This window comes from Microbacterium esteraromaticum, assembly GCF_900163815.1.
Taxonomy (GTDB): Bacteria; Actinomycetota; Actinomycetes; order Actinomycetales; family Microbacteriaceae; genus Microbacterium; species Microbacterium esteraromaticum_B.
In genome coordinates this window covers 54,075-78,974 of sequence record NZ_FUKO01000012.1, presented here as the reverse complement: position 1 = coordinate 78,974, position 24,900 = coordinate 54,075, and the positions used below count along the sequence as shown (strand labels likewise).

21 protein-coding genes are annotated in these 24,900 nt (G+C 66.7%); all 21 read left to right on the top strand.

All coding sequences use genetic code 11. From position 1 onward, the window contains the following. Nucleotides 1-61 precede the first annotated feature (61 nt). Nucleotides 62-2,722 carry an alanine--tRNA ligase gene (gene alaS / locus FM104_RS03695; RefSeq protein WP_087130116.1) on the top strand — a complete coding sequence of 887 codons (2,661 nt, stop codon included), beginning with the start codon at nucleotides 62-64 and terminating at the stop codon, nucleotides 2,720-2,722. After that, complete coding sequence (ruvX, locus tag FM104_RS03690; RefSeq protein ID WP_087130115.1) at nucleotides 2,719-3,201, top strand: Holliday junction resolvase RuvX; 483 nt, start codon at nucleotides 2,719-2,721, stop codon at nucleotides 3,199-3,201. The genes alaS and ruvX overlap by 4 nt, the downstream gene beginning before the upstream one ends. Further along, nucleotides 3,194-4,621: an endolytic transglycosylase MltG gene (gene mltG / locus FM104_RS03685; protein WP_087130114.1), complete on the top strand. Its 1,428-nt coding sequence runs from the start codon at nucleotides 3,194-3,196 to the stop codon at nucleotides 4,619-4,621. The genes ruvX and mltG overlap by 8 nt, the downstream gene beginning before the upstream one ends. Before the next feature lies 1 nt (nucleotide 4,622). Then, nucleotides 4,623-5,441, top strand: a complete 819-nt coding sequence (locus FM104_RS03680) for a shikimate dehydrogenase family protein (protein ID WP_087130113.1) — start codon at nucleotides 4,623-4,625, stop codon at nucleotides 5,439-5,441. Nucleotides 5,442-5,509: 68 nt separating this feature from the next. Beyond that, nucleotides 5,510-6,739: a chorismate synthase gene (gene aroC, locus FM104_RS03675; protein ID WP_087130112.1), complete on the top strand. Its 1,230-nt coding sequence runs from the start codon at nucleotides 5,510-5,512 to the stop codon at nucleotides 6,737-6,739. After that, on the top strand, nucleotides 6,726-7,247 hold the full coding sequence (locus FM104_RS03670) for a shikimate kinase (protein ID WP_087130259.1): 522 nt from the start codon (nucleotides 6,726-6,728) through the stop codon (nucleotides 7,245-7,247). The genes aroC and FM104_RS03670 overlap by 14 nt, the downstream gene beginning before the upstream one ends. Further along, on the top strand, nucleotides 7,244-8,332 hold the full coding sequence (gene aroB, locus FM104_RS03665; RefSeq protein WP_087130111.1) for a 3-dehydroquinate synthase: 1,089 nt from the start codon (nucleotides 7,244-7,246) through the stop codon (nucleotides 8,330-8,332). The genes FM104_RS03670 and aroB overlap by 4 nt, the downstream gene beginning before the upstream one ends. Then, nucleotides 8,329-8,766 (top strand): type II 3-dehydroquinate dehydratase, encoded by a 438-nt coding sequence (aroQ, locus tag FM104_RS03660; protein WP_087130110.1) that lies wholly within the window; start codon nucleotides 8,329-8,331, stop codon nucleotides 8,764-8,766. The genes aroB and aroQ overlap by 4 nt, the downstream gene beginning before the upstream one ends. Nucleotides 8,767-8,889: 123 nt before the next feature. After that, nucleotides 8,890-9,453 (top strand): elongation factor P, encoded by a 564-nt coding sequence (efp, locus tag FM104_RS03655; protein WP_087130109.1) that lies wholly within the window; start codon nucleotides 8,890-8,892, stop codon nucleotides 9,451-9,453. Nucleotides 9,454-9,455: 2 nt separating this feature from the next. Beyond that, entirely contained in the window at nucleotides 9,456-9,866 is a 411-nt protein-coding gene (nusB, locus tag FM104_RS03650) for a transcription antitermination factor NusB (RefSeq protein WP_087130108.1), read from the top strand. A gap of 54 nt (nucleotides 9,867-9,920) precedes the next feature. Then, the gene (locus FM104_RS03645) at nucleotides 9,921-13,196 is read left to right on the top strand and encodes a DEAD/DEAH box helicase (RefSeq protein ID WP_087130107.1); all 3,276 of its coding nucleotides are present in this window, start codon (nucleotides 9,921-9,923) and stop codon (nucleotides 13,194-13,196) included. Between the two features lie 99 nt (nucleotides 13,197-13,295). After that, nucleotides 13,296-14,870 carry a Rieske 2Fe-2S domain-containing protein gene (locus tag FM104_RS03640; RefSeq protein WP_087130106.1) on the top strand — a complete coding sequence of 525 codons (1,575 nt, stop codon included), beginning with the start codon at nucleotides 13,296-13,298 and terminating at the stop codon, nucleotides 14,868-14,870. 112 nt (nucleotides 14,871-14,982) lie between these two features. Beyond that, a complete protein-coding gene (gene pyrR, locus FM104_RS03635) occupies nucleotides 14,983-15,513 on the top strand; it encodes a bifunctional pyr operon transcriptional regulator/uracil phosphoribosyltransferase PyrR (protein WP_087130105.1) in 531 nt (176 codons plus the stop codon). Further along, nucleotides 15,510-16,472, top strand: coding sequence for an aspartate carbamoyltransferase catalytic subunit (locus tag FM104_RS03630; protein ID WP_087130104.1), 963 nt, complete (start codon nucleotides 15,510-15,512; stop codon nucleotides 16,470-16,472). Before pyrR ends, FM104_RS03630 begins: the two co-directional genes overlap by 4 nt. After that, nucleotides 16,472-17,773 (top strand): dihydroorotase, encoded by a 1,302-nt coding sequence (locus tag FM104_RS03625; RefSeq protein WP_087130103.1) that lies wholly within the window; start codon nucleotides 16,472-16,474, stop codon nucleotides 17,771-17,773. Before FM104_RS03630 ends, FM104_RS03625 begins: the two co-directional genes overlap by 1 nt. Further along, nucleotides 17,770-18,276, top strand: coding sequence for a PH-like domain-containing protein (locus FM104_RS03620; RefSeq protein ID WP_087130102.1), 507 nt, complete (start codon nucleotides 17,770-17,772; stop codon nucleotides 18,274-18,276). The genes FM104_RS03625 and FM104_RS03620 overlap by 4 nt, the downstream gene beginning before the upstream one ends. Next, the gene (gene carA / locus FM104_RS03615) at nucleotides 18,273-19,430 is read left to right on the top strand and encodes a glutamine-hydrolyzing carbamoyl-phosphate synthase small subunit (RefSeq protein WP_218778551.1); all 1,158 of its coding nucleotides are present in this window, start codon (nucleotides 18,273-18,275) and stop codon (nucleotides 19,428-19,430) included. Before FM104_RS03620 ends, carA begins: the two co-directional genes overlap by 4 nt. Then, a complete protein-coding gene (gene carB, locus FM104_RS03610) occupies nucleotides 19,430-22,717 on the top strand; it encodes a carbamoyl-phosphate synthase large subunit (protein WP_087130101.1) in 3,288 nt (1,095 codons plus the stop codon). Before carA ends, carB begins: the two co-directional genes overlap by 1 nt. Beyond that, nucleotides 22,714-23,577, top strand: coding sequence for an orotidine-5'-phosphate decarboxylase (gene pyrF, locus FM104_RS03605; protein WP_087130100.1), 864 nt, complete (start codon nucleotides 22,714-22,716; stop codon nucleotides 23,575-23,577). Before carB ends, pyrF begins: the two co-directional genes overlap by 4 nt. After that, on the top strand, nucleotides 23,570-24,478 hold the full coding sequence (gene gmk / locus FM104_RS03600) for a guanylate kinase (protein ID WP_256971506.1): 909 nt from the start codon (nucleotides 23,570-23,572) through the stop codon (nucleotides 24,476-24,478). Before pyrF ends, gmk begins: the two co-directional genes overlap by 8 nt. Before the next feature lie 76 nt (nucleotides 24,479-24,554). After that, nucleotides 24,555-24,809, top strand: coding sequence for a DNA-directed RNA polymerase subunit omega (rpoZ, locus tag FM104_RS03595; RefSeq protein ID WP_087130098.1), 255 nt, complete (start codon nucleotides 24,555-24,557; stop codon nucleotides 24,807-24,809). Nucleotides 24,810-24,900: the final 91 nt, after the last annotated feature.

Here is a 24,900-nt window from a genome sequence, read left to right as displayed (position 1 = left end):
ACCCCTGCCGTATCCGCGTCCGCGGGTGCGGCTCTTCCACGCAAGGAAACTCACGAGCTCTATGAAAACTGCGGCCATCGCGCAGCGCTACCTCGACTTCTTCGAGAAGAACGACCACGTCATCGTTCCCTCGGCCTCGCTGGTCAGCGATGACCCGACGGTGATGTTCAACATCGCAGGCATGGTGCCGTTCATCCCGTATCTGACCGGTGTCGTGCCTGCTCCGCACCCGCGCATCGCCGATGTGCAGAAGTGCATCCGCACCAATGACATCGAAGAAGTCGGCAAGACGGCCCGGCACGGCACGTTCTTCCAGATGCTCGGCAACTGGTCGTTCGGCGACTACTTCAAAGAGCAGGCGATCCGCTACGCGTGGGAGCTTCTGACCTCGTCCGAATCCGATGGCGGATTCGCGTTCGACGAGAAGGACCTGTGGGTCACGATCTACGAGACCGATGACGAAGCCGAATCGATCTGGCGCGACACCATCGGCCTCAAGCCCGAGCGCATCCAGCGACTGGGACGCGCCGACAACTACTGGCACACGGGTCAGCCCGGTCCTGGCGGACCGGACTCCGAGATCTTCTTCGATCGCGGACCGGCCTACGGCAAGGACGGCGGCCCCGCGGTCGACGATTCCCGCTTCATGGAGATCTGGAACCTCGTGTTCATGCAGGACTTCATTCAGAACGTGCAGAGCGGCACCGAGTTCGACATCGTCGGCGAGCTGCCGTCGAAGAACATCGACACCGGCATGGGACTCGAGCGCGTCGCGTTTCTCAAGCAGGGCGTCGAGAACATGTACGAGACCGATCAGGTGCGTCCGGTTCTCGACCGCGCGGTCGAGCTTTCGGGTCGTCGCTACGGTGCTGTGCACGAAGACGACGTGCGCTTCCGCGTGATCGCCGACCACGTGCGCTCATCTCTGATGCTCCTCTCTGATGGGGTGCGGCCCTCGAACGAGGGGCGCGGGTACATCCTGCGGCGTCTGATGCGCCGTTCGGTGCGAGCGATGCGGCTTCTCGGTGTCGACGAGCCGGTCTTCCCGGCGCTGTTCGAAGCGTCGCGAGATGCGATGAAGGAGTCGTACCCGGTGCTGGAGAAGGACTGGGCGGTCCTCTCGGGCGCGGCATTCGCGGAGGAGGAGACGTTCCGTCGCACCCTCGCGCAGGGGTCCACGATCCTCGATCTCGCGCTGAACGAGACGAAGAAGGGCGGTGGTTCGACCCTCAGCGGTTCCGAAGCCTTCCTCCTGCACGACACCTACGGCTTCCCGATCGATCTCACGCTCGAGGTCGCCGAAGAAGCCGGGCTCCAGGTCGATCGCGGCTCCTTCGACACCCTCATGCAGGAGCAGCGCCAGCGTGCCAAGGCCGATGCCAAGGGCCGCAAACGGCAGTTGGCCGATGTATCGGTGTACCGGGAGTTCCGTGCCCACGGAGAGACCGGGTTCGCCGGGTACTCGGACCTGCAGACCGAGTCGCGAGTGCTCGGCATCATCATCGATGGGCATCCGGTGCAGACCGCGAGCGAGGGCGATGTCGCGGAAGTGATCCTCGCGGAGACCACGCTGTACGCCGAGTCCGGTGGCCAGGTCGCTGACAAGGGTGCCATCATCGGAGCCGGGTTCGAGCTCGATGTCCTCGATGTGCAGCGCCCGGTGGCCGGTCTCATCAGCCACACCGTTCACGTGGCATCCGGCAGCGTCGCGGTCGATGACCGCGCGACCACTGTCGTCGACGCTGCCAACCGGCGCGCCGCCAAGCAGGCGCACTCGGCGACGCACCTCGTGCACGCCGCACTGCGCGACACCCTGGGGCAGACCGCGACACAGGCGGGGTCCTTGAACCGTGCCGGATACATGCGCTTCGACTTCGCCTGGTCTCAGCCGCTGTCCACCGACACGCGCTCCGAGATCGAAGACATCGTCGGTCGTGCGGTCAACGACGCACTCGAGGTCACCACGCGCATCGTCTCGCTCGATGAGGCCAAGGAAGCCGGCGCGATGGCACTGTTCGGCGAGAAGTACGGCAATGTGGTGCGGATGGTCGATATCGGCGGGCCCTGGTCGCGCGAGCTGTGTGCGGGTACGCATGTGTCGACGAGCTCTGAGATCGGGCTGGTCAGCCTGGTCGGCGAGTCGTCGATCGGCGCATCGAACCGCCGTATCGAGGCTCTGGTCGGCCAGGAGGCCTTCCGCGAGCTCGCCGCCGAACGTACGATCGTCTCGCAGCTGACGGCTGCGCTGAAGACTCCGCGTGATCAGCTGGCCGCTCGGATCGACGAGCTCACCGCGAATCTGAAGGCCGCAGAGAAGCGCGTCGCACAGTTCGAAGCGAAGGAGCGCGAGGGTCGCGTGCCTGCGCTCGTCGAAGCCGCGCAGCAGGTCGGCGCCTACCGCGTCGCCACAGCGGACCTGGGAGCCGTCGGCTCCGCCGACGATGTGCGCACGCTGGCGCTGAGCGTGCGGGAGCGCCTCGGCACGGACGCTGCCGTCGTCGCATTCGGCGGTGTGGCCTCGGGCCGACCGATCGTCGTCGTGGCGACGAATGACGCTGCTCGGGCGGAAGGTGCGAAGGCCGGTGCTCTCGTGCGCATAGCGGCCGGCGTGCTCGGCGGCGGCGGCGGGGGCAAGGATGATGTCGCCCAGGGCGGAGGCACCGACGCATCAGCGCTGAACACCGCTCTCACAGCGGTCGTCTCGGAGCTTCAGGGCGCGTGAGCGGGTTCCGGCGCGGCACTCGACTCGGAATCGATGTCGGGAAGGCCCGCGTGGGTGTGTCCCGGTGCGATCCGGACGGGATGCTGGCGGTGCCGATCGAAACGGTGCCTCGCAGCGAGACCTCCATCGACCGCATCGCGGCGCTCGTCGCCGAGTGGGAGCCGCTGGAGCTCGTGGTCGGGCTACCCGTGAACATGCGCGGCGAAGAGACCCTCTCGACGGTCGATGCGCGGGAGTTCGCCGCTGCGCTGCAGGCGCGGACGGGCACCGACGTCAGGCTCGTGGATGAGCGTCTGAGCACTGTCACGGCGCACGCGGCGCTGCGCTCTTCGGGAAGAACTCAGAAGAACTCTCGTAGCATTGTCGACCAGGTGGCCGCAGTGGTGCTGCTGCAGCACGCCATCGACACCGAGAAGAGCACCGGATACCCTGCCGGTGAGTTGATCGAACCCGTTGAGGAGCTGCCCCGCGATGCCTGAGCCGGATGCGCACAAGCCCACCGGGCTCGGCGACCTCTTCGACAACCTTCCGGACGCGACGTCGCCGCTACCGGATCGAGCGGCCCCCGAAGAGCCGGCTCCCGGCTCGCGACGCGCGCGGCGGGCAGCCGCGCAGCGGGAATCAGGTGATGCGCGCGGCGCCGAGGGCGCCAGCATCCCTGGTCCATCCCCGGCGGGGGCCGCACCACACTCAGATTTCGCATCGGTTTCGGATTCGGCATCCGCCGATCGTGACGTCACGGCGGCAGCATCCACGACTGCGGCCGCCGAACCGGCGCCCGCGCCCCTGGACGATCTCTTCGCCCCCGAACAGCACCGCGAGGTGCCGAAGAAGCGTCGCGGGCGCGGATGCCTCATCGGCCTCATCATCGTCGTGATCATCCTCGGGGGCATCGCAGCTGGCGGTATCTGGGCGATGAACACCTACGGCGACAAGATCAATGAACTCATGGGCTGGGGCGAGCCCAAGGACTACGAAGCCGGAATGGCGACGGGCGAAGCGTACGTCACCATCAAATCCGGCGACACCGGCTCTCCTGTCTCCACAGCGCTCTACTCGGCCGGAGTGACCAAGACCGACCGAGTCTTCTACGAGTGGCTGCTCAAAGAGAACCCGTCCGCGCAGTTCTATCCGGGCGTGTACAAGCTGCAGAAGAAGATGACGGCCGAAGCTGCACTCGCGGCCATCGAAGACCCGGCGAACCGCATGGAGAATACGGTGCGCATCGGCGAGGGCAGCACGATCGAGTCGTCGCTGCCGCGGATCGTCGACGGGGTCGGCATTCCGCTCGAGGAGCTCGAGGCAGCGGTGAAGGACCCCTCCGTCTACGGTGTCAACGCGGAATCGCTGGAGGGATGGTTGTTCCCAGCCATCTATACCTTCGATCCCGGCGCCACCGCTGAAGACGTGATCGCACGCATGGTGGAGCGCACGCGTGCCTCGCTGGAATCGGCCGGGGTGCCGGATGCTGACGCGGAGCGGATTCTGGTGATCGCCTCCATCATCGAGCGCGAAGGACGCACTCCCGACTTCCCGAAGGTCTCGCGCGTGATCCAGAACAGGCTCGACAAGGGCATGAAGCTGCAGATGGACTCCACGTCGCAGTATGGCTACGGCGAGCTGCATGCCGGCAGGGCGAGCACGTCGAAAGAAGCGCAGCACGACCAGAACGCGTGGAACACGTACGAGATCTCCGGCCTGCCGAAGTCGCCTATCGCCAATCCGGGCGATGACGCGATCGAGGCGGCGATGCACCCGGCGGACGGCCCGTGGCTGTACTTCGTAACCATCAATCTCGATACCGGGGAGACCCAATTCTCGGAGACTTACGCCGAGCACGAGCGAGGCATCGAGAAGTGGGATGCCTGGTGCAAGGCGAACCCCGACAGCGGATGCTGAGATGAGCGCACGCGCTCGGCTGGCGGTCTGGGGCGATCCGATCGATCACAGCCGTTCTCCTGCACTGCACACTGCTGCATATCGGCTGCTGGGCTTGGACTGGGAGTACCAGCGGCGACAGGTCGACGAAGAGTCTTTCTCTGCGACATTGGACTCACTCGATTCGAGCTGGCGGGGGCTGTCGCTGACCATGCCGCTCAAGCACGTCGCCCATGCTGCGGCCGACGTGATGGACCGTCATGCTGAGCTGACCGGAGCCGTCAACACTCTGCTGCTCGGAGCGAGACGAAGAGGGTTCAACACCGATGTCGGCGGAGTCGCCGATGCATTCGTCGCGGCGGGTGTCGAGCAGATCGAACGGGCGCGCCTTCTCGGGTCCGGGGCGACGGCAGCATCCGCTCTCGTCGCCCTGCATGAACGCGGCCTGCGTGAGGTCGATGTGCGCGCGCGGCGGCCGGAGGCCGCGCGGCAGCTGCGGCAGATCGCTGAGACTCTCGGCGTCAACCTGAGCGTGCAGCAGTTCACCGCGCCTGCATCCGAGGTCGACGTCACGGTGGCGACCCTTCCGAGCGGCACCGCGCTGGCACCCGATGTCGCAGCCCCCCTGGCTGACGTCGGCGGCACCCTCTTCGAAGCGGCGTACGCGCCATGGCCCTCGGCTCTCGCAGCGGAATGGCCCCATGCAACGGTGATCTCCGGGTTCGAGATGCTGCTCTACCAGGCGGTGCGTCAGATACGGATCTTCGTGCACGGCACGCAGGCCGAGCCGTTGCCGGATGAGAGCGGCATCGTCGCTGCGATGCGCGCCGCCATCGCCTGATTCGCGACTGCGCGTCACATCGCCGTCGCACGGCGTGGCCCGCCCGAAACCCGTGGGAGACTGGAGCAATGCTCCGCGTGCTCACAGCCGGCGAATCGCACGGCCCCGAACTCATCGCCATCATGGAGGGCCTGCCCTCTGGGGTGACCATCACGGCCGAGGCGATCCAGGCAGACCTCCAGCGCCGCAAACTCGGCTATGGCCGCGGGTCGCGGATGAAGTTCGAGCAGGACGAGCTGAGCATCTCCAGCGGGGTCGTTCACGGTCGCACCCTCGGCAGCCCGATCGCACTGCGCATCGGCAACACCGAATGGCCGAAGTGGACCGAGGTGATGAGCCCGGCGCCGACTGACCTCACCGACAGATCGCGCGGCAGGGGCGCAGCCCTCACCCGCCCCCGCCCCGGTCACGCCGACCTGGTGGGGATGCAGAAGTACGACTTCGATGAGGCTCGCCCCATCCTCGAGCGCGCGAGCGCCCGCGAGACCGCCGCGCGGGTGGCCCTCGGCGCGCTGGCCCGCGCGTTCCTGCAGGAGCTGGGGATCCGGCTCGTGAGCCACACCCTCTCGATCGGCCCCGTGCAGGTGCCCGAGGGGTCGCCGCTGCCCGCCCCGGACGACGTCGATGCGCTGGATGCAGATCCGCTGCGCTGCTTCGATGCCGCGACCTCGGCGCTGATGGTGGCGGAGGTCGATGCTGCGAAGAAGGACGGCGATACGCTCGGCGGCATCGTCGAGGTGCTCGCCTACGGGCTGCCTCCTGGCGTCGGCTCGCATGTGCACTGGGACCGACGCCTTGATGGTCGTCTCGCGCAGGCACTGATGAGCATTCAGGCGATCAAGGGGGTCGAGGTCGGCGACGGCTTCGAGACGACACGTCGCCGTGGCTCCGCCGCGCACGATGAGCTGTTCGCCGCAGATGGCGGGATCACTCGCGGCTCTGATCGAGCAGGCGGCACCGAAGGCGGAATGACCACGGGCACCGTGCTGCGCATCCGCGCCGGCATGAAGCCGATCGCGACGATCCCTCGCGCGCTGCGCACCATCGATACCGCGTCCGGCGAGGATGCGACCGCGCATCACCAGCGCTCGGATGTGTGCGCAGTGCCGGCCGCTGGCGTGGTCGCCGAGGCCATGGTTGCGATCGAACTGGTGAACTCGCTGCTGGAGAAGTTCGGCGGCGACAGCGTCGGTGAGACGCGCCGCAACCTCGAGAGCTATCTGGCGGCGATCCCCGAGACGCTGCGCACCGCACCCGCGTCCGAGGCGGCGCTGCTCGCCCATGATGAGCACTCCTGAGCTACCGCCGACGCTGGTGCTGATCGGCCCGATGGCTGCGGGCAAGACCAGCGTGGGGCGTCGCGCGGCGCGCCTGCTCGAGGTGCCGTTCATCGACACCGACAAACGCATCGCCGCCGTGCACGGCCCGATTCCGGAGATCTTCGCGACCCGCGGCGAGGAGCACTTCCGCGAACTGGAGCGGCTGGCTGTCGCTGAGGCCGTCGGCGAGGGCGGCGTGATCTCGCTGGGTGGGGGAGCGGTGACGGATGCCGGAACCCGGGAGCTGCTGGCGCAGCATCCCACGGTCTTTCTCACCGTCACCGAAGATGCGGTGTCGCACCGCATCCGCGGAGCCGGGCGTCCACTGCTCGCCGGCGAGGAAGACCCCGTGAAACGCTGGCGCACGATCTTCGAGAAGCGCCGTCACTGGTATGAAGAAGTCGCCGATCTCACCGTCGACACGTCTCGGCGGCCCATGCGCATGCTGGCAGAGGAGATCGTCGCCTGGAGGAAGGAACAGTCATGAGTACGACGACCATCAGTGTGACGGGGCAAGACGCCTACGACGTAACCATCGGACGCGGCATTCTCGACACCGTCTCGGCAGCGCTCGAGCCGTCGGTGCGGAAGATCCTCGTGGTGCACCCGCCGACGCTCTCTCAGCGCGCGGCAGAGCTGCGCGATCGTCTTCTCGCCGACACGTCCAACGGTCCACGTGACGTTCTGCTCGCCGAGATCCCGGATGCCGAGCAGGGCAAGCGCATCGAAGTCGCCGCCTTCTGCTGGCAGGTGATGGGCCAGGCCGACTTCACCCGCACCGATGCCGTCATCGGCTACGGCGGCGGCGCCGTCACCGACCTCGCCGGCTTCGTCGCGGCGACCTGGCTGCGCGGTGTGCAACTCGTGCAGGTGCCGACAACGGTGCTGGGGCTCGTCGACGCTTCCGTCGGCGGCAAGACCGGTGTCAACACGAACGAGGGCAAGAACCTCGTCGGCGCGTTCTGGGCGCCGCGCGCCGTGATCGGAGATCTCGACGAGCTCGGCAGCCTGTCGGCGAACGAAGCCACCGCCGGGTACGCCGAGGTGGTCAAGGCAGGGTTCATCTGGGCCCCGGAGATCCTCGACATCATCGAGGCCGATCCGCAGCGCGCCATCGACACGAGCAGCGATGAGTTTCGCCGCACAGTGGAGCTGGCGATCGACATGAAGGCGAAGGTCGTCTCGGAGGACTTCCGCGAGGCAGGTCAACGCGAGATCCTCAACTACGGACACACCCTCGGGCACGCCATCGAGCACGCCGAGCGGTACCAGTGGCGCCACGGTGCTGCCGTGTCGATCGGCATGATGTACGCCGCCGAGCTCTCGCGCCTGGCGGGCCGTCTGTCCGACGCGGGCGCGGAGCGCCACCGTGCGGTGCTGGAATCGCTCGGTCTGCCCACCAGCTACCGGGCCGGCGCGTGGCCGCAGCTGCTGGCGACGATGCAGCGCGACAAGAAGGCCCGCGGCGCGATGCTGCGCTTCATCCTGCTCGATGACATCGCCAAGCCGACCGTGCTGCAGGCACCCGATGAGTCGCTGATGTTCGCCGCGTACCAGGAGCTCGGCGAATGACCTCCCGCCGCCTCCTGCTGCTCAACGGGCCGAACCTCAACCTGCTCGGAACGCGCGAACCGGCCTTGTACGGCACCGATACGCTCGCTGACGTCGAGCGGCTGACGACGGATGCTGCTGCCGCCGCCGGCTATGAGGTGCGCGCGCTGCAGAGCAACCACGAAGGCGTGCTCATCGACACGATCCATGCCGCCCGCGAGGACTGCGCAGGGATCATCATCAACCCCGGTGGCCTCACGCACACCTCCGTTGCTCTGCGCGACGCGCTCACCGCAGTCGCCCTGCCCTTCGCCGAGGTGCACGTCTCAGACGTGTACGCCAGAGAAGCCTTCCGGCACTTCTCATACCTCGACGACGTCGCCGCGGTGCGCGTGGTCGGCCACGGCGTGAACGGCTATGCCGAAGCGGTGGAGCAGCTGATCGCGCAGCTTTAGCAGCAGCTGAACGCGGTTCGGGCGGGGCCGTCGACGTGATCCGATAGAATCGTTCATCGGCCCGCTTCTCGCGTGCGCATTCGCACCCGGCCACTGACTTCGACACGAACGGAACTCTCCCGCATGGCATCCACAGCAGACATCAAGAACGGCGTCGTCATCAAGATCGACGGACAGCTCTGGAGCGTCGTGGAGTTCCAGCACGTGAAGCCGGGCAAGGGTGGCGCCTTCGTGCGCACCAAGCTCAAGAACGTCGTGACGGGCAAGTCCGTCGACAAGACGTACAACGCCGGTACCAAGATCGAGATCGAGAACGTCGACCGCCGCGATTTCACCTACCTCTACACCGACGGCGACAGCTTCGTCTTCATGGATGTCGAGGACTACGACCAGCTCAATGTCTCCGCCGCGATCGTCGGCGACGCGAAGAACTACATGCTCGAGAACCAGCAGGTTCAGATCGCGCTCAACCACGGCAACCCGCTGTACATCGAGCTGCCGGCGTCCGTCGTGCTGGTGGTCACCTACACCGAGCCCGGCCTGCAGGGCGATCGTTCCTCCGCAGGCACCAAGCCTGCCACCGTCGAGACCGGCTACGAGCTGCAGGTGCCGCTGTTCCTCGAGACCGGCACCAAGGTCAAGGTCGACACCCGCACCGGTGACTACCTCGGCCGCGTCAACGACTGATCTTGAGCGCACGCACCAAGGCGCGCAAACGCGCCCTCGATATCCTCTACTCCTCTGACATCCGCGACGAAGAGATCTCCATCGTGCTCGCTGCTGCCGCCAAGCGCGCGGCGAACGAGCCCAGTCGTGAAGCATCGTGGCTGTACGCCCGCGACATCGTCGATGGCTACATCGATCACCGCGATGAGATCGACGAGCAGATCACCACGCACAGCCGTGACTGGAAGCTCGAGCGGATGCCCGCCGTCGATCGGGCACTGCTGCGGATGGGCACCTGGGAGATCCTCTTCAACGCCGAGGTGCCGACCGCGGTCGCGATCGATGAGGCCGTCGAACTCGCCAAAGAGCTCTCCACTGACGAGTCCAGCGCATTCGTGCACGGTGTGCTCGCCCGTATCGCCCGGACGAACTGACTCCGCCGCATCGCCGAGTGAGACAGCGTCAGTGGTCCACGGCAGGATGCTGACATGATCCCTCCAGGCAGCCTCGGCCAGCTTCGACAGCTCGCCGGTTCAGGCGGCTATCAGCGCGGGGTGGACTATGCCGATCGTGGCTTCGTGCGATTGACGCGATGGGATGCCGCAGCGCAGACGCTGAACGCGGAGGTCGACGGCAGCGGTCGCGCCCGCTACCACTGCCGGGTGCGCTTCGACGGCGCGCGGATCATGAACACGACGTGCTCATGTCCTGTCGCAACGGCGTGCAAGCACCTCGTTGCCGCCATGATCGTTGCAGAGCGTGATGACTTGACATCCGGCGGAACCGGGGTGTCTGCGACGCCGGCCACGCCGAACCGCTCCGCTCCGCTGTGGCGTACGATCCTCCCCGCGCGGTCGACGCGCGCACTCATCCCGCTCGCGCTCGGTATCGAGCTGCGCACTCGTCCGCACGGCTCGGCGCAGCAATGGAAGCCGGAACCGCCCCGCTCGGCCACCCCGCGTGGACTGGTGCGTGAGCCCGGTGAAGTGATGCTCGCCGTGCGCCCGCTGATGCGGAGCACGAACACTGATCGCTGGATCAAGGGCGACGCGACGTGGGATGCCCTGCGCCGCAGCGGCCAGCACTCCGAGCCGCAGCGCCGCTGGTTCACCGACTTCCTGAACATCTCCAGGGATTCGCTGCTCTCCGGCACGGCCGGGGAATGGATTCTGCTGGATCGCGTGGAGTCCCCGCTGCTCTGGCGGCATCTTGATGCCCTGTCCGGGCTGGGAATTCCGCTGGTGCCGCTCCACGCGCACACCCACGTCACCCTCGCGAGTGCCGCGTCCGCCGGGCTGCGGATCGCCGAGGAGGGCAGCGGCGGGCTCGAAGTCGCAGCAGATGTCAGCCTTGACGGCATCCCCGTCGATTCTGCGCACGTGCAGCCACTCGGACGCTTCGGGCTCTACCACTGGGACGTGATCGCGACCGACATTCACGTGACGCTGGCGGCGGTGGACCTGCCCTCGACGGTTCTCGCCGTGCTGCGCACCGGGGCGCCGATCTCGGTGCCGCCAGAAGACCGCGGCGACTTCTTCGCCGAGGCGTACCCGCTCATCGCGCGCGAGAGCGAGGTGCGCGCGGCATCGGGGCTCGAACTGCCGCCGCTGAGCGTGCCTCGCCCCGTCCTGACCGCCGCGTTCTCTGCAGGCGATCGCATTGATTTCCGGTTCGGCTGGGAGTACGCCGGTTTCGGCGTGACGCCATTCGAGCCCGGAATGCAGGCCTTCCGCGACTTCGAAGCGGAAAGCACAGCCCGCATCGCCGTGGAGAGCATCTGGCACTCCGTCGCGACGTCTCCGTTCGCCGCTGCTGGACGCATCGAAGGCGTGGATGCTGCGGAATGGGCAGCCCAAGTGCTCACCGCATACGAGGACAGCGACGTCAGGGTCGTCATCACCGGGCGCCGTCGCGACTATCGCGAGCTGTCCGGCATCCCGGAGATCACCATCTCGACCGTCGAGACGACAGACGCGGATTGGTTCGATCTCGGCATCATCGTGAAGATCGACGGCCGATCGATTCCGTTCACACCGTTGTTCACCGCGCTCAGCATGCGGCGCACGAAGCTGCTGCTCATCGACGGCACCTACTTCTCGCTCGCGCACCCCGGTCTTGATCGTCTGCGCGAGCTGATCGATGAAGCCACCGGTCTCGCGGAGTGGGAGACCGCTCCGCGAATCAGCAGGCACCAGGTCGATCTCTGGGAGGAGTTCGAAGACCTCGCCGACATCTCCCAGCCTGCCGTCGCATGGCGCGCCCTCGCGGAGGGCCTGCGCGACGTCGATGGCGTCCCCGAGACCCCGGTCCCCACCGGGCTGCACGCACAGCTCCGCGAATATCAGAAGCAGGGCTTCGACTGGCTCGTTTTCCTCTGGGAACGGGGGATGGGCGGCATCCTCGCTGACGACATGGGGCTCGGCAAGACTCTGCAGCTGCTCGCTCTGACGGCGCACGCCGTCGAACGCGGAGAGCAGCATCCGTTCCTCGTCATCGCACCCACCTCTGTGCTCGACACCTGGCGCCGGGAAGCCGCCAGGTTCGCACCGGGCCTTCGAGTGACGATCATCGACAGCACGATCGCGCGGCGCAGCGAGAGCGTGGCGGAGGTCGCGGGGCGAGCCGACCTCGTCATCACCTCGTACACGCTCGCGCGACTCGACGAGCAGGAATACGCAGCAGTCGCGTGGGCGGGGCTGATCCTCGACGAGGCGCAGTTCGTGAAGAACTCCGCGACCAAGCTGCACCGCGCGGTCGCGGCGATCGCTGCGCGGGTGACATTCGCCGTCACAGGCACGCCGTTGGAGAACAGTCTCACCGATCTGTGGTCGCTGTTCGCACTCACTGCTCCCGGTCTGTTTCCGTCTGCGCGGAAGTTCCGCCAGGACTACGTGCAGCCGATCGAGAAGGGCAAGGTGCCTGAGAACGAAGAGGGCGGGGAATACCGCCAACGGCGCATGCAGCGGCTGCGGCGGCGCATCCGCCCGCTGATGCTGCGTCGCACCAAAGAGCTCGTCGCGGCCGATCTGCCCGAGAAGCAGGTGCAGGAGGTCTTCGTCGATCTGAGCCCCGCGCATCGCGCGCTGTACGACACGGTGCTGCAGCGCGAACGCCAGAAGGTGCTCGGCCTGCTCGCCGATCTCGACCGCAACCGCTTCATCGTCTTCCGGTCGCTCACGATGCTGCGGATGCTGGCGCTCGATCCTGCACTGGTGAAGACCGAGGGGCAGTCCGACAAGATTCCCACGCGGGCCGTCTCACGCAAGCTCGATGTGCTCCTGGAACAGCTCGGCGAACTTCGCGCAGAGGGTCACCGGGCACTCGTCTTCAGCCAGTTCACCTCCTTCCTCGAACTCGCAGCCGAGAGACTCGCCGACGCCGGCATCTCCTACGCGTATCTCGACGGATCGACTCGGCGTCGCGCGGACGTCGTCGAGCAGTTCCGCGGCGGGGAGGAGCCGGTGTTCCTGATCAGTCTCAAGGCCGGTGGGTTCGGCCTGACACTCACCGAAGCCGACTACGTCTTTCTGCTCGATCCGTGGTGGAACCCCGCCGCGGAGTCGCAGGCCATCGACCGCGTGCACCGGATCGGCCAGCAGAACCGCGTGTTCGTCTACCGTCTGATCGCGGCGGGCACGATCGAGGAGAAGGTGCTCGCGCTGCAGCAGCGGAAAGCACGGCTGTTCAGCGCCGTGATGGATGACGACGCGGTGTTCGCGCAGGCACTGACTGCCGATGACATCCGGGGTCTGCTCGAGGCGTGAGCGCGGGGGAGAGCGGTTCCGCCATATCCACGGCTGGGCACCAGCCGCCCACAGCATCCGCTCGGTAGAATCGAGGCTGTCCACAGCAGGAGGAGAGACATGCGGATCACGGGACTCGGCCACGCCGGGATGTTCATCGAGACCAACGGCGGAAACATCATCTGCGACCCGGTTCTCGGCCCGTCGTTCTACGGCTCGTGGTTCCCGTTTCCCGACAATCGAGGCCTCGACTGGGAACGGTTCGGCCGCGAAGCCGACTTCCTGTACATCTCGCACCGGCACCGCGATCACTTCGACCCGCGTCTGCTTCAGCGCTACATCTCGAAGGACATCGAGGTGCTGCTGCCGGAGTACCCCATCGATGACCTCGAAAAGGACATCCGCGCTCTCGGATACGACAACATCACCTACGCTCCGGCTGGGGAGGTCATCCAGCGCGGTGAGCTGAAGATCATGATCACGCCGCTGCGGGCACCCAGCGACGGCCCAATCGGCGACTCCTCGCTGAGCCTCGATGATGGCACGGCATCCGTGCTGAACCAGAACGATTCGCATCCGCTCGACCTGGAGGCGCTGCTCTCGTTCGGCAAGCCCGACGCCTATTTCACTCAGGTGTCCGGTGCGATCTGGTGGCCGATGGTCTACGACCTCCCTCAGGAAGCGAAGCAGAATTTCGCCCGTCTCAAGCGCGAAGCGCAGAACAAGCGCGCGATGTACTACATCGAAAAGGTTGACGCGCCGCGGGTCTTCCCCATGGCGGGGCCGCCGATGTTCCTGCGTGATGAGCTGTTCAAGTACAACGGGACCGGCCTCGACAACGACTCGATCTTCACAGACCAGAAGGAGTTCCTCGCCCACCTCAAGGAGCAGGCGCCGCAGTACGACGGCCGGCTGTTCGTGCCGGGCACCGTCGTCGAACTCGATGCGGGTGAGATGACGGTCAGCCAGAGCCTGTACACCGAGGCCGAGATCGCGCACATCTTCGATGAGAAGTGGGAATACCTCGAGGAGCAGCGCGCGTCTCGCCAGCAGGAGATCCGCGATGAGGAGGCGACGCGCGCCGCGGTGCTGCCGCCGGCGGAGATGCTCGCCGCTATCAAGGAGTGGTGGGAGCCGCTGCTGAAGAAGTCCCGCACGATCCGCCTCGGCGTGGGCGGGAATGTGCGCTTCCGCATCGGTGAACTCGACATGGTCGTGGACTTCCCCAAGGCCAAGGTGCGCGAATACTCGGGGGAGGAGTGCATCTACTGGTACACGATTCCCGCTGATCTCGTCTCCACGAACATCGCCGATCACGAGATCGACTGGTCCAACTCGATCTTCCTGTCGATGCAGTTCTCGGTCGGTCGCAGCGGCAAGTTCAACGAGTTCCTGACGACCTTCCTCAAGTGCCTCTCGGTCGACCGCATCGAGTACGTCGAGAACTGGTATCAGGAGCAGACGGACCAGACCGAAGACGCCGAGATCGGCGACTGGACCGTACAGCGCCGCTGCCCGCACCTGCGCGCTGACCTCACCCGCACCGGAAAGATCGACGAAGACGGCATCCTCACCTGCAGCATGCACGACTGGAAGTGGGATCTGAAGACCGGAAAGTGCCTGACGACCACCGGTCACCCGATCCGAGCCGAGCGCTGCCCCGTCACCGAAGACGCCCTCCGTCTCGACGTCTGAGTTCCGCCGCACTCGGCGGCCTGGCCTGCAGGAAGCAGGACGGGACGTTCGCTAGACTGGACCCATCACCACCTTTAACACCGTCCTGAGAGGCGGAGAAGGGACGTGGCCATTGTCTGCACGTACTGTGCTGCAGGAAGCCGATATCGTGCGCGCTCTGACGCGCATCGCCCACGAGATCCTCGAATCCAACCGTGGCGCTGAAGGCCTCGTCCTTCTCGGCATCCCCACCCGTGGCGTCACTCTGGCAGACCGACTCGGTCCGATCATCTCCGCGATCGCCGACACCGAGATCCTCGTCGGCTCGCTCGACATCACCCTCTTCCGGGACGATCTCGCCAAGCACCCCACGCGCTCGCCCAAGCGCACCGAGATCCCCGAAGGCGGCATCGACGGCAAGACGGTCGTCCTCGTCGATGACGTGCTTTTCTCCGGGCGCAGCATCCGTGCCGCCCTCGACGCGCTCCAGTCGATCGGACGCCCCGCAGCCGTGCGCCTCGCGATCCTCATCGACCGGGGTCACCGGGAACTGCCCATCCGCCCGGATTTCGTCGGCAAGAACATCCCGTCCTCGCGGGCGGAGCGCGTCAACGTGCGGCTGCGCGAACTCGACGGCGCCGATGAGGTGACGATCGAATCATGAGACACCTCCTCGACACCCGCAGCCTTGATCGCGATGGTGCGCTGCGCATCCTCGACGTCGCTGAAGACATGGCCGACACGCAGTCTCGCGAGGTCAAGAAACTGCCCACGCTTCTCGGGAAGACCGTCGTCAACCTCTTCTTCGAGGACTCCACGCGCACGCGCATCTCTTTCGAGGCGGCCGCCAAACGGCTCTCGGCCGACGTCATCAACTTTGCGGCCAAGGGTTCCAGCGTCTCCAAGGGCGAGAGCCTGAAGGACACCGCGCAGACGCTGCAGGCGATGGGAGCGGATGCTGTCGTCATCCGTCACTCGGCATCAGGCGCCCCGCGAACACTCGCGACCAGCGGCTGGATCTCGGCAGGGGTCGTCAACGCCGGCGACGGCACCCACGAGCATCCCACTCAAGCGCTGCTCGATGCATTCACGATGCGCAAGCGCCGCTATGGCGCCGCAAGCCGCGGCAAAGATCTCTCCGGCATGCGCGTGACGATCGTCGGCGATGTGCTGCACTCCCGCGTCGCGCGCTCGAACGTGTGGCTGCTGTCGACGCTCGGTGCTGACGTGACGCTGGTGACACCACCGACGCTCATTCCGCAGAATGTCTCGCACTGGCCGGTGCGCGTGCTCTACGACCTCGATGACGCACTGGCCGAAGGCCCCGACGCCGTCATGATGCTGCGCATCCAGGGCGAGCGCATGAATGCCTCATATTTTCCCACTGAACGGGAGTATTCGCGCATGTGGGGTCTTGACGCACTGCGCGCGGCATCGCTGCCGAGCGATAGCATTGTGCTGCACCCGGGACCCATGAACCGCGGGCTCGAGATCTCTTCAGAAGCCGCAGATTCACCGCGCTCCACTGTGCTGGAGCAGGTCACCAATGGCGTCTCCGTGCGCATGGCAGTGCTCTACCTGCTTCTCGCGGGTGAACGCAACGACGAACGAGGGGAAGTGTAATGAGCCAGACCCTCGTCATCGAAGGCGTCCAGCTGCTCGGGCGCGACAGCGCCGACATCGTGATCGAGAACGGCCTCATCGCCGAGATCGGCACCGGGCTGAGCCGATCCGGCGCGCGCGTCATCGACGCGGCCGGACTCGTCGCGCTGCCGGGTCTCGTCGATCTGCACACGCACCTGCGCGAACCGGGCTTCGAAACCTCCGAGACGGTGCTCTCGGGCACTCGCGCCGCCGCTTCCGGGGGCTTCACCGCGGTATTCGCGATGCCGAACACGCAGCCGGTGGCCGACACCGCCGGCGTCGTCGAGCAGGAGCTCGCACTGGGCGAGGCCGCGGGGTACGCCACGGTGCAGCCCATCGGCGCCGTCACCGTCGGTCAGAAGGGCGAGCGTCTCGCCGAACTCGGCGCGATGGCCAGCTCCCGCGCGCGGGTACGGGTCTTCAGCGACGACGGCTTCTGCGTCTGGGACCCGCTGATCATGCGCCGCGCGCTGGAATACGTGAAGTCGTTCGACGGCGTCATCGCCCAGCACGCGCAGGACCCCCGCCTGACTCCCGGCGCCCAGATGAACGAGGGCATCGTCTCGGCCGAACTGGGCCTGGCCGGCTGGCCGGCCGTGGCCGAGGAATCGATCATCGCCCGTGATGTGCTCCTCGCCGAGCACGTCGGCTCACGCCTGCACGTCTGCCACCTGTCCACGGCAGGTTCGGTCGATCTGATCCGCTGGGCCAAGAAGCGCGGCATCCGCGTCACCGCCGAGGTCACACCGCACCACCTGCTGCTGACGGATGAACTCGTGCGCGACTACGACCCGCGCTACAAGGTGAATCCACCGCTGCGCACCCAGGAAGACGTCTTCGCCGTGCGCGAAGGTCTTGCCGACGGCACGATCGACATCGTCGCCACCGATCACGCGCCGCATCCCACGGAGGCGAAGGCCTGCGAGTGGCAGGCCGCGGCCAACGGCATGGTCGGGCTGGAAAGCGCGCTGCGCGTCGTCCACCAGGCGATGGTCGAGACCGGGATGCTGGACTGGACCGACGTGGCGCGCGTGCTCAGCGCCGCTCCCGCGCGGATCGGCCAGCTCGAGGGCTTCGGCTCACTCGAGGTGGGTCGGCCCGCGCACGTCACGCTCTACGATCCGAGCGTGCAGGGCGTGTTCACCGAGGCAGATCTGCACGGGCGCAGCCACAACTCGCCCTATCTCGGTCGCGATCTTCCCGGGCGCGTGCAGTGGACGATCCACGGTGGCACGATCACGGTCGATGGGGGAGACCTCGTCGCGGAGTTGCGCCGATGAGCCGGGAATTTGCCGTCCTGGTCATGGTCGCCATCGCGGCGGTCATCCTGCTGGCGATGTTCTTCGGCTGGCGAGCCCGCATTCGCCGCGACGCAGGGCTGGCCGCGCCACTGGGCGTGCCCGAGCATGCAGAGACGACGAGCAGGCACGAGATCCTCTACGTCGCCAGCACACGTCATGACGAGCCGCTCGAACGAGTGGCCGTGCGGCCGCTGACATACCGTGCACGCGGTGAACTGGTGCTCACCGATCGCGGTGTCGCGCTCAGCCTAGATGGTGCGCCCACGGTGTTCCTGGCATCCGCGCAACTCACTGCCGCCGACCTCGCCACTGTCACCATCGACCGCGTCGTGGAGCCGAACGGCCTCATCCGCCTGGTGTGGCGCGTGGCCGACGGCATCCTCATCGATTCCTTCCTTCGGCTCGCCTCCGGCACGCCGAAACAGATCCTTCCGGAGCTTCAGCACCTGTGCGCGGCCTCGGAGAACGGAGTGAACTCTTGACCACCTCCCCCCGAATTCCGCACGAGCCCGCCGTGCTCGTTCTCGAAGATGGATCGCGGTTCCCCGGTCGCGCCTACGGCGCCCGCGGCACCACCCTCGGCGAGGTCGTCTTCGCCACCGGCATGTCCGGCTACCAAGAGACGCTCACAGACCCGTCGTACGCCGGCCAGATCGTGCTGCAGACCGCTCCGCACATCGGCAACACCGGCATGAATGCGGAGGATCGCGAGTCCGAGCGCATCTGGGTGGCCGGCTACATCGTCCGCGACCCCTCGCGAATCGTCTCCAACTGGCGCTCCGAGGAGTCGCTGGATGCCGCGCTGGAGCGCGATGGCATCGTCGGCATCAGCGGAGTCGACACCCGTGCAGTGACCCGCCGCATCCGCGACGCCGGCGCCATGCGCGGCGGCGTCTTCTCCGGCGCGGATGCCGCGCTGAACCCCGCCGAGCAGCTGCGCCGCGTCACCGCGTCTCCCGAGATGGCGGGCCAGAACCTCTCGGCAGCGGTCTCCGTCACTGAGGTGCGAGTGATTCCGGCATCCGCGGAGCGCATCGGCAACCTTGCCGTGCTCGACCTCGGAGTGAAGCAGTCGACCCTCGACAACCTCGCAGCGCTGGGCTTCGACGTGCACGTGCTCCCGCAGGCCGCGACGTTCGCCGACATCCAGGCGACCGACCCGATCGGCGTGTTCTACTCCAACGGACCGGGCGACCCGTCGGCCTCCGATGCCCAGGTCTCGGTTCTGCGCGAGGTGCTCGATGCCCGCCTGCCGTACTTCGGCATCTGCTTCGGCAATCAGCTGTTCGGCCGCGCGCTGGGGCTCGAGACCTACAAGCTCACCTTCGGGCACCGGGGCATCAACCAGCCCGTGGTCGACAAGACGACCGGGCGGGTGGAGATCACCGCGCACAACCACGGTTTCGCCGTGGAAGCCCCGATCGACGGCGTCTTCGACAGCCCGAACGGCTACGGACGCATCGAAGTCAGCCATGTCGGGCTCAACGATCAGGTCGTCGAAGGGCTGCGCGCCCACGATCTTCCGGCCTTCTCCGTGCAGTACCACCCGGAGGCAGCGGCAGGTCCGCACGACGCCCACTATCTCTTCACCCGTTTCCGCGATCTCGTCATCGCCACCCAGGAGGCCAGCAAGTAATGCCGAAGCGCGACGACATTAACTCCGTTCTCGTCATCGGGTCCGGCCCGATCGTGATCGGGCAGGCCTGCGAATTCGACTACTCCGGCACCCAGGCGTGCCGCGTGCTGCGTGAGGAGGGCGTGCGGGTCATTCTCGTCAACTCCAACCCGGCGACGATCATGACCGACCCCGACTTCGCCGATGCCACCTACATCGAGCCGATCACGCCCGAGGTCATCGAGACGATCATCGCGAAGGAGAAGCCGGATGCCATCCTGCCGACCCTGGGAGGTCAGACCGCGCTGAACGCCGCCATGGAGCTGCACGGGCGCGGCATCCTCGAGAAGTACGACGTGGAGCTCATCGGCGCGAACGTCGATGCCATCCGCAAGGGCGAAGACCGACAGATCTTCAAGGAGCTCGTTCTCGAATGCGGCGCCGATGTGGCTGCCTCCGTGATCTGCCACACCATGGACGAGGTGCTCGCTGGAGCTGAGAAGCTCGGCTACCCGCTCGTCGTGCGCCCGAGCTTCACGATGGGCGGCCTCGGGTCGGGTTTCGCCTACGACGAGAACGACCTGCGCCGCATCGCCGGTGCGGGGCTGCACGACTCGCCGACGAACGAGGTGCTGCTGGAGGAATCGATCCTCGGGTGGAAGGAATATGAGCTCGAGCTCATGCGCGACACCGCCGACAACACGGTGGTCGTCTGCTCGATCGAGAACGTCGATCCGGTCGGCGTGCACACCGGCGACTCGATCACCGTGGCCCCCGCACTCACCCTGACCGACCGCGAGTATCAGAAGCTCCGCGACATCTCGATCGACATCATCCGTGCTGTCGGCGTCGACACCGGCGGCTGCAACATCCAGTTCGCCGTGGACCCGACCGATGGCCGGATCATCGTGATCGAGATGAACCCGCGCGTCTCACGGTCGTCGGCGCTGGCCTCCAAGGCCACCGGCTTTCCGATCGCGAAGCTGGCCGCGAAGCTGGCGCTCGGCTACCGTCTGGACGAGATTCCGAACGACATCACCGGCGTGACCCCGGCGAGCTTCGAGCCGACCCTCGACTACGTGGTCGTGAAGGTGCCGCGGTTCGCGTTCGAGAAGTTCCCGGCGGCGGATGCCACGCTCACCACGACCATGAAGTCGGTCGGCGAGGCGATGGCCATCGGTCGCAACTACACCACAGCGCTGCAGAAGGCGCTGCGGTCGCTCGAGAAGCGCGGATCGAGCTTCCACTGGGGTGCCGAGGACCGCACGGTCGAAGAGCTCCTGGAGATCTCGAAGACGCCGACCGACGGTCGGATCGTGGTGCTGCAGCAGGCGCTTCGCAAGGGCGCGACGATCGCGCAGGCCTTCGAGGCGACGTCGATCGACCCGTGGTTCCTCGACCAGATGGTGCTCATCAACGAGGTTGCCCAGGCGGTCGCCGACGCACCGGAGTTCGATGCCGAGACGATCCGGTACGCGAAGGAGCACGGCTTCTCCGACCTGCAGCTGGCAGAGCTGCGCGGCATCGACGAAACCGAGGTGCGCAGCATCCGCCATGCTCTCGACGTGCGTCCGGTCTACAAGACGGTCGACACCTGCGCCGGGGAGTTCCCGGCTCTCACCCCGTACCACTACTCGAGTTACGACTTCGAGGATGAGATCGCCGCATCCGACCGCACCAAGATCGTCATCATCGGGTCGGGCCCGAACCGCATCGGGCAGGGCGTCGAGTTCGACTACTCGTGCGTGCACGCGTCGTTCGCACTGTCGGATGCCGGGTACGAGACCGTCATGATCAACTGCAACCCCGAAACGGTCTCCACCGACTACGACACCTCGGATCGGCTCTACTTCGAGCCGCTGACCCTGGAGGACGTGCTCGAGGTGCTCGATGCCGAAGCGCGCAGCGGCAGTATCCTGGGCGTCGTCTGCCAGCTCGGCGGGCAGACTCCGCTCGGTCTCGCGAAGGGCATCGAAGCAGCCGGGTACACGATTCTCGGCACCAGCCCCGCCGCGATCGACCTCGCCGAGGAGCGCGAGCTCTTCTCGCGCCTGCTCGACGAGGCGGGGCTCGTCGCTCCGCGCAGCGGCACCGCCATCGACGTGGACGCAGCCGTGCGCATCGCCGAGGAGATCGGCTACCCCGTGCTGGTGCGGCCGAGCTTCGTGCTCGGCGGTCGCGGCATGGAGATCGTCTACGACACCCCGACGCTGCGTGACTATTTCGTGCGCACCGCGGGCGAGGTGGTCATCGAGGCGGGCAAACCGCTGCTCGTCGACCGCTTCCTCGACGACGCGATCGAACTCGATGTCGATGCGCTCTACGACGGCACCGATCTGTACATCGGCGGCGTGATGGAGCACCTCGAAGAGGCCGGCATCCACTCCGGTGACTCCAGCTGCACGCTGCCTCCGGTCTCGCTCGGCCGCACCGACGTCGACCGCATCCGCGTGGCCACCCTCGCGATCGCTTCTGGCGTGGGTGTGCGCGGCCTGCTGAACGTGCAGTTCGCGATCAGCGCGGGCGTGCTCTACGTCATCGAGGCCAACCCGCGGGCGAGCCGCACGGTGCCGTTCGTATCGAAGGCACTCGGCATTCCGATGGCGAAGGCGGCCAGTCGCATCATGGCCGGTGCGACCATCGCCGACCTGATCGCCGAGGGGATGCTCCCCGTGCAGGACGGCTCTCGCATCCCGCTGGGAGCGCCGGTGGCGGTCAAGGAGGCAGTGCTTCCGTTCAAGCGCTTCCGCACGGCAGACGGCAAGATCGTCGATTCGGTGCTGGGGCCGGAGATGCGCTCCACCGGTGAGGTCATGGGAATCGATCGTGATTTCCCGACGGCCTTCGCGAAGAGCCAGGCTGCCGCCTATGGCGGCATGCCCACCTCGGGAACCGTCTTCATCTCGGTGGCGGATGCCGACAAGCGCGCCGTCATCCTCCCCGCGCACCGCCTGCAGCAGCTCGGATTCACGCTGGTGGCCACGGAGGGCACGGCCGAGATCCTCAGCCGCAACGGCATCGATGTCACGGTCGTGTCGAAGTACAGCGACACCGTCGACAGCGGTGAGGTGAACATCGTCGACCTCATCAACGACGGCGAGATCGACATCGTCGTTAACACGCCCAGCGGCGGTGCCGCGCGTGCAGATGGCTATGAGATCCGTGCGGCCGCGGTCGCCGCGGACAAGGCGCTGTTCACGACGATGGCCGTTCTCGGCGCCGCGGTCAGCGGAATGGATGCCGCACACGAGAGCTTCTCGGTGCGCAGCCTGCAGGAGTACGCGCATGATCGGCAGGCGTCGATGTGACTGCGTCCTTCGGGGCACGTCTGCAGACTGCGTGGGATGCGCACGGTCCGCTGTGCGTCGGGATAGACCCGCATGCCGCACTGCTCGACCAGTGGGGCCTGCCGCAGAGCGCCGACGGCATCCGCTCCTTCGGGCTTGCCGTGGTTGCGGCCGCGGCGGGTCGGGTCGGTGTCGTGAAGCCGCAGGTCGCGTTCTTCGAGCGCTTCGGGTCGCGAGGATTCGCCGCGCTCGAGGACGTCATGGCATCGGCCAGAGCTGCGGGTCTGCTGGTGATCGCCGACGCCAAGCGCGGCGATATCGGCTCCACGATGGCCGGCTACGCCGCAGCCTGGCTGGAGCCGGGTTCGCCGCTGGAAGCGGACGCGGTGACGATCAGTCCTTATCTGGGACCGGAGTCACTGCGCGATACGCTCACCAGCGCAGTGCGCGCGGAGAAGGGCGTCTTCGTGCTCGCGGCGACCAGCAACCCGGAGGCGGCTGCGCTGCAGTCCGCGCTCACCGTGGACGTCGCTGCTGGTGTCGAGCAGACCGTTGCACAGCGGGTTGTTCGCGACGTCACCTGGGTCAACGGCTCGGACGCATTCGACGGCGGCATCGGGCCCGTCGGCGTGGTCATCGGCGCGACGGTCGATCGCGCCGAACTCGGGCTGGATGACGGGATGCTGATCAGCACGCCCATCCTCGCCCCCGGTTTCGGAGCGCAGGGCGCGACTCCGGAAGATCTCACCCACCGCTTCGGATCACTCGCCGGCAATGTGCTCGCGAGCGAGAGCCGGAGCATCCTCGGCGCCGGACCCGATGGCATTGCCGAGGCGATCACCGCGCGTGCGACGCGTTATCAGGAGGTTCTTCGTGGCTGAGCGCCCGGCTGTACCGGTTGTCGATCGTCTTGCCGCGTCACGGCGTGCACTGGAGCGCCGACGGGCGCGCGCCGCGCTCAAACGCGACCTCACCACGCGGGTGATCGCACCTCAAGATGTGCTCAGCGCCGCGCTCGCGGATGCGGACTCCGACGCCGCGACGATGCGCATCACCGATTTTCTGATGGCACTGCCGGCGATCGGCGCCGGCAAGCGGGATCGCGTCCTGGAGCAGCTGCGGATCTCGGACGTCAAGCGCCTGGGCGGCCTCGGCGTGCGTCAGATCGCGGCGCTGTCGGAGTGGCTCGACGAGCGGTTCCCGATTCCCGCTCCGCGCAGTGGTCGCAGCCGATTGCTCGTGCTGGCCGGTCCGACGGCGGTCGGCAAGGGCACGGTCGCTGCGTGCATTCGTGAATCCCACCCCGAGATCCACCTCTCTGTGTCGGCGACCACACGCAAGCCCCGACCCGGCGAAGTCGACGGTGTGCACTATTTCTTCGTGGATGACGCGGAATTCGACCGGCTGATCGCTGAGAATCAGCTGCTGGAATACGCCGTGGTGCACAATTCGCACCGCTACGGCACGCCGCGCCGGCCAGTGGATGAAGCACTGGCTGAAGGAAAGACGGTCCTGCTGGAGATCGATCTGCAGGGTGCCCGCCAGGTGCGCGCCGCCGAGCCCTCGGCGACGCTGGTCTTCCTGCTGCCTCCGTCGTGGGACGAATTGGTGCAGAGACTCGTGGGCCGGGGCACGGAGGATGCCGAGGAGCGCGCCCGCAGATTGCGCACCGCACGCACCGAACTGGCTGCCCAGAACGAGTTCGATTTCCGCATTGTTAACGCGGACGTCGCCACGGCGGCCCGGGAGGTCGTAGAATTGTCTTCAGTCTCTGCGCGTTGAGCTTTCGCGCGCGCTCTCAACTGCTTCGCGGCACGTCATAAAACTACGACACCGCCGCCTGACCAGGAGGTCCACCATGGCCGGAACCAACCAGGGCATCATCGATCCGCCGATCGACAACCTTCTCGAGCGCGTCTCGTCGAAGTACGAGCTCGTGATCTTCGCGTCCAAGCGCGCGCGCCAGATCAACGATTACTACTCCGACCTGCACGAGGGCAACCTCTTCGACAACGTCGGCCCGCTGGTCGACTCGTCGGTGGAGGACAAGCCGCTCACCATCGCTCTGCACGAGATCAACGAAGACAAGCTCCGCATCCGTCACGCTGAGTGATCTTCGCACCGGGAGCCGCCGACGTCCGTACCCGGATGTCGGCGGCTCCCTGCACACTGGCGTAGAGCCGAATCCGGCTCCGCCCGAACTT